We start from the raw sequence: 15,424 nt of genomic DNA, 5'->3' as shown, positions 1-15,424 counted from the left end.
CCCAGCCCAACCCAACCCAACTCGTTGAGTGCTGGGTATTTGCGCTCCTGGCACACGAAAGAGCGCAAATACCCAGCACTCAACGAGGCAGGGGGCGGGGGTCGGGTTATTCGACCAGCTTGCCCTCCGTCGAGACCTCCTGGGCCGCGATCAGGGAAGCGATCTCCGCCGGGACCTCCGGGATCTCCTCGCGGACGATGCCGGTCCTCGGGGACCACACCAGGTTGACCTGCAGCGCCGGGTCGAGGTCCGGGTAGTCGCTCCGGTTGTGGCAGCCGCGCGTCTCGCGGCGCTCGCGGGCGGCCTCCAGCGTGGCGCGGGCCGCGATCAGCGACGCCTTGAGGTCGAAGGCGTGCGCGAGGTCCTGGAACCCGGCGATGTCAGGGTGCACGCCGATCTCCGCGGTGCGCGCCTCGATCTCGTCCAGCTCGCGCAGGCCCGTGGTCAGGCCCTCCTCGTCCCGGACGACGCCCGCGTGCTCGGTCATCGTGTTGCGGATCGCCCGCTGCAGGGCGCGCACGTTCTCGTGCCCGTCGGCGGTGAGCAGATCGGCGACCTCGGCGCGGGCGTACGCCTCGGCGTCGTGCGAGCGGCGCTGCGCCTCCAGGCCGGCGGAGTAGGCCGCGGCGGCGCGGCCGACGATGCGTCCGAAGACCAGCAGCTCGATCAGCGAGTTGCCGCCCAGGCGGTTGGCGCCGTGCAGGCCGCTGGACGCCTCACCGATCGCGTACAGGCCGTCGACCTCGGTGGAGTGGTCCTCGGGCCGCACCCACACGCCGCCCATGGAGTAGTGCGCGGTCGGCGCGATCTCGATGGGCTCGGCCGTGATGTCGAGCATCTGCAGCTCGAGCATCGTCTGGTAGACGCGCGGCAGGCGCGTCATGATCGTCTCGCGCGGCAGGTGCGAGACGTCGAGCCAGACGCCGCCCTTCTCGGTGCCGCGACCCTCCTTGATCTCGGTGTACGCCGCGAGCGCCACCCGGTCGCGCGTCGAGAGCTCCATGCGCTCGGGGTCGTAGTTCTGCATGAACCGCTCGCCGAGGGCGTTGCGCAGGATGCCGCCCTCGCCGCGCGCCGCCTCCGAGATCAGGGTGCCCGCGGCGTTCTCGGGCTCCAGGATGCCCGACGGGTGGAACTGCACCAGCTCCGGGTCGCGCAGGCGCGCGCCGGCCTCGACGGCGAGGCGGAACGAGTCGCCCGTGTTCTCGTCGCGGCGGGACGACGTGCGCCGCCAGATGCGGTTGTGCCCGCCCGCGGCGAGGATCACGGCGTCGGCGTGGATCAGGTACGGCGTGCCGTCGTTGAGGTCGAACCCGTAGGCGCCGAACACCGCGCCGTCGTGGGTCAGGATCCGGGTGACGTAGACCGAGTCGAGGATCGGGATGTCGAGCTGCGTCGCCCGGTTCACGAGGGACCGCTGGATCTCCAGGCCGGTGTAGTCGCCGGCGAATGCGGTGCGGCGGTAGGTGTGCGCGCCGAAGAACCGCTGGGAGATGCGCCCGTCGTCCTCCCGGGCGAAGGCCATGCCGTACCGCTCGAGGTCGGCGATGCCCTGCGCGGCACCCTGCGCGACGATCTCGGCCGTGTGCGGGTTGGCCAGGAAGTAGCTTTCCTTGATGGTGTCGGCGGCGTGCTGCTGCCAGCTGTCCTCCGCGTCCATGGTGCCGAGGGCGGCGTTGATCCCGCCGGCGGCGAGCGAGGTGTGGGCGTCCATGCGGGGCCGCTTGCCCAGGGCGAGGACGTCCACCCCCTGTTCGGCGAGCTCGATGGCGGCGCGCAGGCCGGAACCGCCCGTACCGATGACGAGCGCTGTCGTGGAGATGCGACGTTCGGTGGTGTTCATACTCCATCTGACAACGCGCGGACGCGGAACGTGACGCCTCGGGCTGTGACAAGTCAGACGATGTGACATGTCAGACGCCGAGGCGTCAGAACCGGCGCCGTGACCAGCGACGACGTTGCTACGTGGCAGCGACGACGTCGCCGCGGGGTCAGCAGTGGATCTCGGCGAGCTCCGTGAACACCGCGCGGTTGAGCGTGAACGCGTGGTGCGTCTCGGCGAGGGTGGCGGCCACCTCGTCGTCGTCCAGGTCGAGCTCGTCCAGCGCCTCGCGGTAGGCGTCCTTGAACACCTTGACCTTGGGGATGTCGGGGAAGGTGTAGAAGGCCAGCCCCTCCTCGTCGAGGCCGTAGTGCTCCTTCATCATGCGCTTGACGATCTGCCCGCCGGACAGGTCGCCCAGGTACCGCGTGTAGGAGTGCGCGGCGTAGTGCGGCAGGCTGCCGCCCACCGCGCGGACGTGCTCGGCGTACGCCCGGGTCGCGGGCAGGATCCGGATCTCGTCGCGCCAGTCCGGTCCGTACAGGAAGGCCAGGTCCCGCTCGATCGCGGGGACGCGGGTGAGCTCCGCGAAGACGAGGCCGGCGCCCCGGTCGTCGCTCCCGAGGGCGGCGCTCGCCTCCTCCAGGGCCTCGTAGACCACCAGGAGCTGCGCGGTGAGGTCGGCGTGCGCGTCCCGGGTCAGTGCCCCGGACAGGAGCTCCTCGATGAACTGCTCCGAGTTGGCACCGGCGTGGGCGTCGCGGGTGCCCTGACGGAGCACTGCGGACAGGGGGACGGGGGCGATTTCCTCGACGGGCAGGCTCACGGGGTCTCCTCCGGTGCGGTGCTGACGTGCTGACAATGTGTCATCACGAGCCGATCATAGCACCAGAAGTAAGGCTAGCCTCACCTTATTCACCCGTGGTTTTGGGAAGGCTCGGCGCCGGTCGCCAGGGGGCTTGTCGGAGGCTCGGGATAGCGTCGGGGGATGCCTGGTCGCGCCTCCGCCCCACGCCCGTCCGCCCTGCCCGAGCCCGTGTTCGTCGAGGTCGACATCGACGGTGTCCGCGAGCGCATCGCCACCTACGTGCTGGAGCCCGAGGAACCGGGCCGGTCCGGGCCGGAGGCGAGCGTGCTGGAGGCGAGCGGGCCGGAGGTGGGCCGACCGCCGGCGGGCGACGTCGTGCTCTGCCACGGCACGCCGTGGTCCGCGCGGGTGTGGGCGCCCGTGGCCCGAGCGCTCAGCCAGGAGTACCGCGTCTTCCTGTGGGACATGCCCGGTTACGGCGCCTCGCCGAAGGGGCCCGAGGTCGCCGTCGACCTCGTGGCCCAGCGCCGGCGGCTGGCCGCCCTGCTGCGGCACTGGTCGCTGGACCGGCCGCACGTCGTGGCGCACGACATCGGGGGAGCGGCAGCCCTCGGCGCCCACCTCCTGGAGGACGCCGACGTCGCGAGCCTGTTCCTGCTCGACATCGTCACGCTGGACCCCTGGGGGTCGCCGTTCTTCCGCCTCGTGGCCGAGAACGAGGCCGTCTTCTCCGCCGTGCCCGGCCCGCTGCACGGCGCCCTGGTGCGCGAGTACATCGCCGGGGCCGCGAACCACGGGCTGCCGGACGACGTCGTCGGCATGCTCGCCGAACCATGGCTCGACCAGGTGGGCCAGGCGGCGTTCTACCGCCAGATCGCGCAGCTCTGGCCCGAGCACACCGCGCCGATCGTGCGCCGGCTCGGCGAGGTGCGCTGCCCGGTCCGCGTCGGCTGGGCCGACGCCGACCCGTGGATCCCGTTCGAGCAGGCCGCCCGCCTCCGCGAGGCGCTGCCCGGCGACCCGGACGTGGTGGCATTCCCCGGTCGCGGTCACCTCGTGCCCCTGGAGGACGCCGCCGCCGTCGCCCAGGTCATCCGCGAGTGGCTCGCCGCGGCGCGTGCCCGTGGCCCGCGCCCACTCCCCGGGTCGGGTGATCGGCAGAAGGTCAGGTGATCGGCAATCCGAGTTACCGATCACCTGACATTCTGCCGATCACGCGAGAATCGTGGTGGCGCGGCGGGCGCCGTCGGGCATAGCGTGTGCGGTGGTGAGCGGGAGGCCTGACAAACCTCCGCCCGGTCCGCCGGGCAGCCGCCCATCCGCGCGTGCGGCGTACCGACGAGAGGCCGGGGCTTCCCGGCAAAGGAGTGGTGGCACCGCGACCTAGCCCCCGCCCGCTCCTCCAGGGCCTGCGCCTTCTGGAGGAATGATGAGACCACCTTTGCCGTCCCCGAGCACGTCTGCGCCCGAGGCCCGGGGCCTCGAGACCGACGCTCTCGAACCGGCCCGCACGCTCGCCCGCGACCTGCCGAACGTCCCGCCGGGGACCGTCGTGCGGCTGCAGGGCTGGGTGCACCGGCGTCGCGAGCTTGCCACGGTGACGTTCCTGGTGCTGCGCGACCGCACCGGTCTCGCCCAGGTGGTGGTGCGCACCGGCGCCGGGCCCGCGACGTCGGACATACTGCCGGCTGTGCCAGCCGTGCCAGCGCTGCCGGCCGTGCCGCCGGAGGAGACCACCGTCGAGGTGACCGGCACGGTCACCGCCAACCCGCAGGCGCCCGGCGGCGTCGAGGTGACCGGGCTCGACGGGGCGAACCCGCTGATCACCCCGCTCACCGACCCGGCGGAGACCCCGCCGGTCGAGCTGTGGCGGCCGGCCCTGAGCGCCGCCCTGCCCACGGTGCTCGACCACGCCGCCGTCGCCTGGCGGCACCCCGCGCAGAAGGCGCGCTGGGAGGTCGCGGCGGCGAGCCTGCGCGGGTTCCGCTCGACGCTCGACGCGGCGGGCTTCACCGAGATCTGCACGCCCAAGCTGGTCGGCACGGCCACGGAGTCGGGGGCGAACGTGTTCCCTGTCGACTACTTCGGGCGGCCCGCCTACCTCGCGCAGTCGCCGCAGTTCTACAAGCAGCAGATGGTCGGTGTCTTCGAGCGGGTTTACGAGGTGGGGCCGGTGTTCCGGGCCGAGCCGCACGACACGGTGCGGCACCTCGCGGAGTACCGCTCGCTCGACGTCGAGCTCGGGTTCGTGCGCGACCACCGCGACGTGCTCGCCGTGCTCCGCGACGTGCTCGCCGGGATGGCGGACGCCGTCCGCGCGTCGGGGGCCGCCGAGCGGCTGGGTGTCGAGGTGCCCCGGATCCCGGCCGAGTTCCCTGTGCTGCACTTCGCCGACGCCCTGGAGCTCGTCGGGGCGCCGTCGGACGAACCCGACCTGGCGCCCGAGCACGAGCGCGCCCTGGGGGAGTGGGCGCGGGCCGAGCACGGGTCGGACTTCGTCGCGGTCGAGGGCTATCCGATGGCCAAGCGGCCGTTCTACACGCACCCTGAGCCCGGGGAGAAGCGCTGGAGCAACAGCTTCGACCTGCTGTTCCGCGGGCTGGAGCTGGTCACGGGCGGGCAGCGCCTGCACCGGTACGCCGACTACGTGGCGGCGATCGAGGCCCGGGGCGAGGACCCGGCGTCGTACGCGACGTACCTGGAGGCGTTCCGGCACGGGATGCCGCCCCACGGCGGGTTCGCGATCGGGCTGGAGCGGTGGGTGGCGCGCCTCGTGGGAGCGGCCAACGTCCGCGAGGTGACGCCGTTCCCGCGGGACCTGCACCGGCTGACGCCGTAGCCGTCGCACCTGGCGTCGCGTGTCGGCCCGCCCCGGGTGCCCGGCCGGTCCGCCGGTCGGCTGGGCGCCCGGGCGGGACGCCCCACCTGGGTGTCAGTGGCCACCGCTACTTTGTGCGCGTGCTGCTGAAGGCGGCACGATCCAGGGGCGAGCTCTGCCCCGAAGGCCGACGACGACGTGATGGGGCGAGATGCTGCAGGAGCTGATGGACCGGGTGCGGGGCGGCGACGAGACGGCGCGAGGTGTGGCGGATGCGCTCGCGCCGCTGTCGCTGGTCAGCACCGGTCTGTACGAGGACGCGGTGGGCTACGTGCTGGAGGGCACGACGCCGGAGGTCCTGACCCAGGTGGCGTCCGCCGCCACGGACGACGTCGACCGGCTGCTCGACCAGCCGGGCCGCACCTCCTACTGGTCGAGCTGGGTCTCGCCCGACCTGGTCAAGAAGGTCGCCGCCCAGCACAAGAACTGGACGACGGACAAGGGCGTGGGCGGCCGCCGCCGCGTCTACGCGGTCGGCGCCATGGCGCAGGTGGTCCGGCTCGCCCGGCTGCTGGCGCAGGCCTGCGAGACGGTCGAGATCCCGGGGGTGCCCGAGTGGCTCTCGCTCCTGGTGCACGACGTCGGCCACATCGGCACGCCGAAGCGCAACCGCCCCGGCAACGGCGACCAGCCCACGCGCACGCGCTGGACGCCGGTGATGTTCGAGGAGGCCGCGGTCGAGGGCGGTGTGCCGGCCGACGACGCCGCGCGCACCGTGCTCGTGGCGATCGTGCACCGCTCCTCGAAGGGCCGCTCCTGGTACTCGGACGCCCGCGAGGGGCTCATGAGGTCCACCGCGTTCGACGAGTACACGGGCCGGCACGTCGCGCTCCTGGCCGACGTCGTCCCCGCGCTGACCGCCGCGAGCAAGGAGGAGCTGCTCGGTCGGATCGGCAAGCGCATCTCGACGCAGGAAGCCCCGAGCGACGAGTTCGCCCAGATTGTCGCGGGCCTCGCCGCCGACTCCGCGAAGGGGGTGCGCACCGCCGCGCTCCAGCACCTCGCGACCCTCCCCGACGACCGGCAGGTGGCGCTGCTCGCGCCCTTCCTGACCACGGCGCCGTCGGGCGCCCTCGGCGAGGCCGTGACCCGGCTGGCCGCGCTGGACGGCGGCCTCGCCGCGTGCGAGGCGGCACTCGCCACGCTCCGCGACGAGAACGGGAAGATCGCGGCCGGGCAGGGCGCACGCGTCAAGCTCCTGGAGCAGACCGTGGAGCGCGCCCGTGCGCTGGAGACGCCCGCGCAGGACGTCGTCATCGACCTCCCGGACTGGGCGCCGCTGCCCGACCCGGTGCTCGACGACGCGTGGGTCAAGCAGCTCCGCACCGACGTCGAGCAGGCGACCGCCCGGGCCCGGACCAACCTCGACGAGGCCCGGAAGAGTGCGAAGGCCGGCCACAACGAGTGGGTGCTCAAGTCCGCCCAGAACAACCTCAAGCAGCTTGAGAAGATCACCGCCAAGGACGTCGAGGCCCTCCCGCGGATGCTCACGGCGAACGCTCCGGCTCGAAAGCTCGGCAGCTCGCCCCTGGTCACCTGGCTCACGGACCGTCGCCGCGACCCGTTCGCCGACCAGGGCCTGATGTTCCACGTGCGCCTGCGGGCGCTGGTGCACGGCGGCCGCAGCGACGGCAACAGCCTGCTGTGGAGCCTGCGCGGGCACCTCAACGAGATCACCGACCTGCGCCAGCTCCACGACGGCCTCGAGCGCGCCGGGATCCCGGACGTCGAGCGGCTCGTCATCGATCTCGTCCTGAACCGCTGGTGGGGGCACGAGGAGATCCCGGCGTCGGTCGCCTGGCCGTGGTTCGCCGAGCGCCCCGAGGTCCTGGAACGCACCCTGCGGACCGGGGACGGCGGCGAGCGCACCGGCAAGGCCCTCGCGATGCTGCGCGAGTTCCCCGCCCTGCCGCCGATGCTGCTGCCCAAGCTGACGGCGCTCGCGCTCGGTGCGGGCAAGACTCACCGGGTCACGGCACAGCAGGTACTGGAGGCCCACGCCGGGGCGCGGTCCCTGGCGGAGCAGGCGCTCGGGGACAGCAAGGGCGAGGTGCGGGCGTCGGCCGCGGTGTGGCTCGCCCGTATCGGTGACCCCGCCGCGGTGCCCGCGCTGCGCGCCGCCCTGAAGAAGGAGCGCCGCGAGGCGGCGCGCGCCGCGCTGCTCTCCGCCCTGGAGTCGCTCGGCGACGACATCTCGGCCGACCTCGCGCCGGAGATCCTGCAGGCGGAGGCCGCCAAGGGCCTCAAGGCGAAGATGCCGGCGAGCCTCGACTGGTTCCCGTTCGAGCAGCTCCCGGAGGTGCGGTGGGCTGGTGCTGGTGTCGGGGCTGGTGCCGCTGAGACCGGCGGCGTCGTGCCGCGGGACGTCGTGCGCTGGTGGGTCGTCCTGGCCACCAAGCTCAAGGCACCCAGCGGCGAGGGCCTGATCGCCCGGTACGTCGGCCTGCTGGACCCGGCCTCGCGGGCCGCGCTCGGCTCGTTCGTGCTGCGCGCCTGGGTCGCCCAGGACACCCGTAACCCGTCCGTGGAGCACTCCCGCGAGTACGCCGACCGGCACGCGCAGTCCCGGTGGGACAACCTGCAGTCCGCGATCAAGCGCTACCCCGAGTACTACGCGGACCAGGCCGGGCAGACCGTCGAGGACTTCTGGAAGCGGCTCTACCGGGAGGACCAGGCCACCTACCTCGGGTCGGCCACGCAGGAGAAGGGCCTGCTCGCGCTGACCGTTGGGATGCCCGGGGCCGGGCTCGCGACGACCGCCCAGCACTACTTCGCCGCGCACAAGGGCCGCCGCGCCCAGGCCGAGTACCTGGTGCGGGCGCTCGCCGCGAACGGCGACCGGGCCGCGGTGCAGCAGCTGCTCGCCGTGTCGCGCCGGTTCAAGCAGCGCACGGTCCAGGAGACGGCCGGGGTGCTCGCCCAGGACATCGCCGACCGCAACGGCTGGGACGGCGACCAGCTCGCCGACCGCACCGTCCAGACCGCCGGGTTCGACGACGACGGCATCCTGCGCCTCGACCTCGGCGGGCCCTCCGGTGGCGGGGACGGCGGCGAGGCGCGCGTGGTCACCGGGCGCATCACCGAGGCGTTCACGCTCGAGCTGCGCAACCCCGCGGGCAAGGTCGTCAAGGCCCTGCCGGCCAAGCGCGCGTCCGACGACGACGAGGTGTACGCCGAGGCGAAGCGGCAGCTCAAGGAGTCGCGGGCCGAGCTCAAGGCCGTCGTCGCGCTGCAGACCCAGCGCTTCGCCGAGGCCATGGTCACCGGCCGCACCTGGAGCGCCGCCGACTGGCGCGAGTTCGTGCTGGGGCACCCGCTGATGTCCCGCCTCGCCGCGCGCCTGGTGTGGGCGGCGGAGCTGCCGGGCGCGGACGGGGCCGCGGGTCCGGGCGCGGACGGCGCCGGGGCTCGGACCGTCACGTTCCGGCCGGGCGACGGCGGCGCGCTGATCGGCGTCGACGACGAGGACGTCGTCCTCCCGGACGACGCCCGCGTGTCGCTGGTGCACGCGGCCACCCTCGGGGACGACGACGAGACCGGCGCGCCGGCCTGGCGCGGTCACCTCGGCGACTACGAGATCACGCCGCTGTTCGACCAGGGCCTGGGTGCCGAGGCGGACGCCGCCGGCGGGCTGCCCGACCTGCCGGGCACCGCCACCATGATCGACACCCGCAAGGGCTGGCTCAGCGACTCGTTCACGATCCGCGGCCGGGCCACCAAGCTCGGGTACTCGCGGTCGCAGGCCGAGGACGCCGGGTGGTTCTCCGCGTACCGCAAGGAGTACCCGACGCTCGACCTCACGGTCGAGATCGAGTTCACCGGCGCGTTCCTGCCGGAGGAGAACATCACCGCGGCCGTCCAGGAGCTGGTGTTCCGCCGCACGGGGACCTGGGACGACCGGGGCCGGCTCAAGCTCGAAGACGTGCCCAAGGTGCTGCTCGCGGTGTCCTACCGCGACTACGTCACCGTGGCCGAGGGCGGGGCCTTCGACCCGGACTGGGAGAAGAAGAGCCAGTACTGAGCGCATGACCGACCGCGTACCGGGCTGAGGCCCGGACCTCCTGCCGGCGTCGGCTCCTCGTGAGCCGGCGCCGGTTCGTCGTCCCCACCTTGCTTTCCGTCATGGGGGCGACTTGTCCGTGCAGGCGGCTGGTCCGGGTGGGCGACCTGTCCGCGCGCACCGGAAACTTAGCCCTTGCGCTTAGTTTTCGCGCGAGTTAACTTTGCCGTATGGCTCAGCATTCGGGGCTCGACGGTACGTTCCAGGCGCTCGCCGACCCGACCCGGCGCGCCGTGCTGGGTCGGCTCGGCGCGGGTCCGGCGAGCGTCAGCGAGCTGGCGGCGCCGTTCGACATGGCGCTCCCGTCGTTCATGAAGCACATCCGCTATCTCGAGAGCACGGGGTGGATCAGGTCGCAGAAGGTCGGCCGGGTGCGCACGTGCACGCTCGAGCGCGAGGCGTTCGACGCCGTCGAGAGCTGGCTCGGCGAACAGCGGAGCATCTGGGAGGGGCGCACGGACCGGCTCGAACGGTTCGTCACCGCGGCTCGGCCCAGCACCGGCGACGGGTACGACGCCGGCGATCACGACACCGACAGCAAGGAAGTTCTCTCATGACCACGTCGCACGAAGCCTCCCTGGACGGCCGGTCCGGCTGGTCCGGCCGACCTGACCTCGACCTGACGGTCGCCCGCGTCATCGCCGCCCCGCGGTCGTCGGTCTGGAACGCCTGGGCCGACCCGGCCAGCTTCGAGCAGTGGTGGGTCCCGGCGCCGCAGATCTGCCGGGTGCGGGAGATGGACCTGCGCCCGGGCGGTTCCTTCCGCACGGAGCTGAGCGAGGACGGCGTCGAGTTCGGCCCGCACATCACGGGCTGCTTCCTCGCCGTCGACGACCTCGAGCGGATCGTCTTCACCGACGCGCTCGTGGCCGGCTGGCGTCCCGCGACGCAACCGTTCGTGACCGCGGTGATCACCCTGCGAGACCACCCGGACGGCACCGAGTACCGGGCGACCGCGATGCACCGCGACGTCGCCGACCGTGACCGGCACGAGCAGCTCGGCTTCCACGACGGCTGGGGCACCGTCACGCGGCAGCTCGCCGAGCTGGTGGAGGCGAGATCATGAGGCTGGTCCTGATGCAGTTCGTGAGCCTCGACGGCGTGTCGCAGGGCCCGGCTCTCCCGAGGAGGACACCAGCGACGGGTTCACCCGGGGTGGGTGGCTCGTGCCGCACCTGGACGAGGTGTTCGTCCGGCGAACGGTCGACTGGCTCGGCGAGGCCGACGGGCTCCTGCTCGGCCGCCGCACCTACGACGCCTTCGCGCGGGACTGGCCGCAGATCACCGATCCGGCCGACCCGTTCACCGCGCTCATGAACAGCCTGCCCAAGTACGTCGCGTCGCAGACGTTGTCCGAGGGCACCTGGCACCCGACCACGGTTCTGTCGGGCGACGTGGCGTCCCGGGTCGCCGCGCTCAAGCGGCAACCGGGTCGCGAGCTCCAGATCCACGGGAGCGCCCGGCTCGCCCAGTCGCTCCTGGCCGCGGGCCTGATCGACGAGCTCCGCCTTGTGGTCGCGCCGGTCGTCGTCGGCAGCGGCAGGCGTCTTTTCCCGGACGGCGGCACGCCCGCGGGGCTCCGGCTCGTCAGCAGCGAGTCGACGCCCGGCGGACTGGTGATCCAGGTCTACGCCTGGGCCGGCGAGCCGGCCGTCGCGACGTATGCGGGAGTCTCGGACATCGTCTGACGGGGACTGGTGTCCCGAGGACGCTGTGTCCCGAGAGCATGCCGCCGTGTCGGTGACCCCCGCTACGTTGATGGTGCGCCCCACCGAGCGGCGTGGCGGAGGCGCCAGGTGTGCCTCTGACCTGGGACGAGGCGAAGAGGCCGTACCGTGCAGCACGCGCAGGACCCAGCAGCAGGACCGGCTCAGGGGGATGAACTGCTCACGGCCTACCAGGAGGCGCTGGCGCCGCTGAGAGCGATCCAGCCGGACACCTACGAGCAGGCCCTCGGGTATGTGCGCGACGGGACGACGCCGGAGGTACTGGCAACGCTCGACGCGGCCCCGACGCACGCCGTCTTCCTGCTGATGGCCGAGCCCGGCGCCGTCGGCTACTCGTACAGCGCCGCGGACCAGGGGACGGTCCACCGCGTCAGGCGCGTGTACCCGGCCTGGGCCGTGCACGAGGGCGTGCGGGCCCGCATGACGGTGCACGCCACGGCTCCGGCCGTTGCGGTCGCGCGGCTGGGGCGCCTGCTCGCCACGATCGGCGACGTGGACCGGGTGTCGCCGCCCGCGCCCGGCTGGCTGACCGCCCTCGTGAACGACGTCGTGAGCGTGCGACCCCAAAGCTCGCGCGCGACGCGGCGTGCGGTGTTCGCGCGCTGGACCCCGCAGTTCCTCGCGACGGTCGCCCGCGAGGGCGGGGTGCCCGAGGCGGAGGTCGTCCCCGCGGTGCTCACCGCCCTGCTGCACCGCGCCGCCGACGCGCAGCCTGGGGGACTGGCGCAGCTCACCAAGTGGATCGCAGCAGTGCCGATGGACACGTTCCTCGCGGAGCACGCGGCCGCCTTGCCCGACGTCGTGCAGCCGCTCACCGCCCCAGGCAAGGTCGCGTTCCTCGACGTCGTCGGTCGAAACCTGACCCCGCATGCCGACCTGGTCGCTGCGCTCGCCGTCGACCCGGCCAAGGACGTGCGGGTGGGAGCCGTGAACCTGCTGGCGTCACTGGAGGCGGAGAAGCAGCGTGGCCTGCTCGCGCCGCTCCTGAGCACTGCCGCGCCCCAGCGGCTGGGCGAGGCCCTGAGGTCTCTCGCCGGAACGACGGGTGGGTTGGACACCATCCGGGCGGCGCTCGCCGCCGCGGGCGAGGCCCGGGGCCAGGTCGCGCGCGTCGGTGTGCTGCAGAAGACGCTCGATCGTGCGGACGCCCTGGTCAGCGTGTCAGGGACCGAGGCCTTGACCGAGGTGCCCTCCTTCGGGGCTCCGAACGAGCCCACGCTCGGGGACGACTATGTGATTGCCGCCCTCGAGCTCCTGGGCCGGCATCGGGCGATGGCTGCCGAGGAGGTCAGTCAGGCGACGGCGGCCGACGGACCGCACTGGGTCGTCGACCGGGCGCAGGACCACCTGACGAGACTGTCCGCGATCACCGAGGACGACCTGCGCGCCGTCGTCCGGCTGATGAACGGCGACACGTACCGCGCGGGCGTGCGTGCCGACGGCAAGGAGGGCCGGCCGTCGGAGGCCACCGCGGAGTGGTGCTCCTGGCGACGCCTCGACCTGCCGACGACGGCGCCCGGGCACAAGCTGCGGCTCTGGCTCGCGCTGGGGCGGAAAGATGTGTCGCCGCTGGTCGAGGAGCTCCTGCCCGGACTCGGTGACCTGCGGGCCGTCGAGGAGCTCTTCGTCCGGCTCGGTGTCGCGGACCCGGCCGCCGCCGTGGACCAGTTCGTGTTCCGGGAGCACTGGTACTCCTCGCAGCAGGCCCTGGTCGGGCTGTTGTGGCCCTACTACGCCGAGCGCGTCGACCTCCTCGTGCCGCACCTGACACCACGCGACGGAGACGGCTCCGACGCCGTCTCCCGCGCGCTCGCGATCGTGGCGGCGTTCCCGGTGGTGCCCGCCGCCGCGCTTCCGCAGCTGGCGGAGTTCGCCCTCGGCGAGGACACGGTGCGTCGGCGGACGGCGCAGGACGCACTGTCGACCAACCCCGGCGTGCGCGGCCTGGCCGAGCAGGGCCTTGTCGACGGCAAGGCGGGCGTGCGGGTCTCAGCCGCGGCGTGGCTGACGCGGATCGGCGACCCGGCGGCGGTGCCGGCGCTGCGGGCCGCGCTGCGGAAGGAACGTGTGGAGGCCGGTCGGGCCGCGCTGCTGTCGGCGCTGCAGGCGCTGGGGGATGACATCTCGGCCGACCTGGCGCCCGAGATCCTGCTGGCCGAGGCACTCAAAGGCCTCAAGAAGGCGGTTCCGGCGAACCTGGACTGGTTCCCGTTCGACGGGCTGCCCCGGCTGCGGTGGGCTGACGGCGCTGACGGGGCTCACGGGGCTCACGGGACCGGCGAGCAGGACGTCGTGCCGCCTGAGGTGCTGCGCTGGTGGGTCGTCCTGGCCTGCAGGCTCAAGGACCCCGGCGGTGCGGGGTTGTTCGCCCTGTACGTGTCCCGCGTCGACGCGGCGTCCCGGGCCGAGCTCGGATCCTTCGTCCTGAGCGCTTGGGTGGCGCAGGACACGATCCACCCGGCGGTCGAGGAGTCGAAGGCGCACGCGGAGGCCGGGGCGCAGTACCGGTACGACGAGTACCAGCGGATGCTGCAGTACTACCCGGGGCACTACGAGGCCCTCGCCGCGCTGTCTGTCGAGGACCACTACCGCTACCTGTACCGACAGCACCAGGCGGAGTATCGCGGCTCCGCGGTGAAGGAGAAGGGCCTGCTCGCGCTGACCGTCGGGATGCCGGGCGGCGACCTGGCGGCCGCGGCGCAGCACTACTTCAAGACCAACAAGACGCGGCGCGCCCAGGCCGAGGCGCTCGTGCGGGCCCTGGCCGCGAACGGCGACCACGCGGCGGTACAGGCGTTGCTAGCGGTCTCGCGCCGGTTCGGCATGTCCACGGTCCAGGAGGTCGCCACGACGCTGGCCAAGGATCTCGCCGACCGACGTGGCTGGGACGCCGACCAGCTCGCGGACCGCACGGTGCAGACCGCCGGGTTCGACGACGACGGCGTCCTGCGCCTCGATCTCGGCTCGCCCGACGGCGGCGGGCCCGATGGTGGTGTGCTCGACAACCGCGTGCTCGACAACCGCGTGTTCACCGGGCGCATCACGGAGAAGTTCACGTTGGAGCTGCGCGATCCCACGGGCAAGGTCGTCAAGGCCCTGCCACCCAAACGGGCGTCGGACGACGACGACTCTTACGCGGAGGCGAAGAAGCAGCTTGGCGCGAGCCGCAAGGAGCTCAAAGCGGTGATCGCCGTGCAGACGCAGCGGTTCGCCGAGGCCATGTGCTCGGAACGCACGTGGAGCGCCGACGAGTGGCACGAGTTCGTGCTGGGACACCCGCTCATGTCGCGGCTGGCCGCCCGGCTCGTCTGGATGGCGAGGCTGCCCGGCGGGGGCGGGGGCGACGAGACGCCGGGCGAGGGGACTCCGGACGCCGTCGTCTTCCGCCCCGGCGACGGCGGCGTGCTGATCGGGGTCGACGACGGCGACGTCGTGCTCCCCGGGGGAGCGCGGGTGTCGATCGCGCACGCTGCCACGCTGCCGGCTGCCCGACCCATGGCGGATGTGGGGACGGCTGGCGCGGGCGAGGTCGAAGCGTGGCGGAAGCACCTCGCCGACTATGAGGTGACGCCGCTGTTCGACCAGGGCCTCGGCGCCCGCGCCGTCGTCCTGCCGGAGCTGGAACCCGGGGCCAGGGAGATCGCGGACCACCGGGGCTGGCTGACCGACTCGTTCTCCATCCGCGGCCGGGCGACCAAGCTCGGGTACCGGCGGGCGGCGTCCGAGGACGGCGGCTGGTTCGACGCCTACACCAAGGAGTACCCGCGCCTCGGCGTCACCGTGGAAATCTCGTTCACCGGCGCCCACCTGCCTGAGGAGAACATCCCGGCCGCGGTCACGAGCCTTACGTTCCACGGCGCCGAGCGCTGGGACGGCGGCCGGAGGATCGAGGACCTGCCGGCCGCGCTCGTCGCCGTCTCGTACCAGGAGTACGTGACGGTGGCCCAGTCGGGGTCGTTCGACCCCGACTGGGCAAGGAAGAGCAGGTTCTGAGCCTGCTGGCGGCGGTGTCAGTGACTCCCGCTACCTTGATCGCACGCTGACCGCAGCGGCCCTGACCAGGGCCGTCGCGACTTTACTCGCACGCCATCATTCGCACGTCATCACTCGCAACGCACGCACCGAAGGA

9 protein-coding genes are annotated in these 15,424 nt (G+C 72.8%); 7 read left to right on the top strand and 2 right to left on the bottom strand.

Features of this window, described 5'->3' with window-relative positions:
• Positions 1-106: 106 nt before the first annotated feature.
• Together ACZ7LE_RS14215 and ACZ7LE_RS14210 are read right to left on the bottom strand one after the other, a co-directional pair.
• Positions 107-1,843 carry an L-aspartate oxidase gene (locus ACZ7LE_RS14215; RefSeq protein WP_470403901.1) on the bottom strand — a complete coding sequence of 579 codons (1,737 nt, stop codon included), beginning with the start codon at positions 1,841-1,843 and terminating at the stop codon, positions 107-109.
• 148 nt (positions 1,844-1,991) lie between these two features.
• A complete protein-coding gene (locus ACZ7LE_RS14210) occupies positions 1,992-2,648 on the bottom strand; it encodes a biliverdin-producing heme oxygenase (protein ID WP_470403900.1) in 657 nt (218 codons plus the stop codon).
• Positions 2,649-2,810: 162 nt separating this feature from the next.
• Between ACZ7LE_RS14210 and ACZ7LE_RS14205 the strand changes: the two genes are divergently transcribed.
• The 7 genes from ACZ7LE_RS14205 to ACZ7LE_RS14175 all read left to right on the top strand — a co-directional run bounded on the left by ACZ7LE_RS14205 (position 2,811) and on the right by ACZ7LE_RS14175 (position 15,288).
• Positions 2,811-3,803 carry an alpha/beta fold hydrolase gene (locus tag ACZ7LE_RS14205; RefSeq protein WP_470403899.1) on the top strand — a complete coding sequence of 331 codons (993 nt, stop codon included), beginning with the start codon at positions 2,811-2,813 and terminating at the stop codon, positions 3,801-3,803.
• Positions 3,804-4,059: 256 nt separating this feature from the next.
• Positions 4,060-5,469: an aspartate--tRNA(Asn) ligase gene (aspS, locus tag ACZ7LE_RS14200; protein WP_470403898.1), complete on the top strand. Its 1,410-nt coding sequence runs from the start codon at positions 4,060-4,062 to the stop codon at positions 5,467-5,469.
• A gap of 190 nt (positions 5,470-5,659) precedes the next feature.
• The gene (locus tag ACZ7LE_RS14195; protein ID WP_470403897.1) at positions 5,660-9,529 is read left to right on the top strand and encodes a DUF4132 domain-containing protein; all 3,870 of its coding nucleotides are present in this window, start codon (positions 5,660-5,662) and stop codon (positions 9,527-9,529) included.
• Between the two features lie 209 nt (positions 9,530-9,738).
• Positions 9,739-10,125 (top strand): ArsR/SmtB family transcription factor, encoded by a 387-nt coding sequence (locus ACZ7LE_RS14190; RefSeq protein ID WP_470403896.1) that lies wholly within the window; start codon positions 9,739-9,741, stop codon positions 10,123-10,125.
• Positions 10,122-10,634, top strand: coding sequence for an SRPBCC family protein (locus tag ACZ7LE_RS14185; RefSeq protein ID WP_470403895.1), 513 nt, complete (start codon positions 10,122-10,124; stop codon positions 10,632-10,634). The genes ACZ7LE_RS14190 and ACZ7LE_RS14185 overlap by 4 nt, the downstream gene beginning before the upstream one ends.
• Positions 10,635-10,734: 100 nt before the next feature.
• A complete protein-coding gene (locus tag ACZ7LE_RS14180) occupies positions 10,735-11,256 on the top strand; it encodes a dihydrofolate reductase family protein (RefSeq protein ID WP_470403894.1) in 522 nt (173 codons plus the stop codon).
• 147 nt (positions 11,257-11,403) lie between these two features.
• Entirely contained in the window at positions 11,404-15,288 is a 3,885-nt protein-coding gene (locus tag ACZ7LE_RS14175; protein WP_470403893.1) for a DUF4132 domain-containing protein, read from the top strand.
• Positions 15,289-15,424: the final 136 nt, after the last annotated feature.

This window comes from Promicromonospora sp. NPDC110617, from assembly GCF_055598465.1.
Note: the sequence above shows the minus strand (reverse complement) of the source record. Positions and strands in the feature narration are given on the sequence as shown.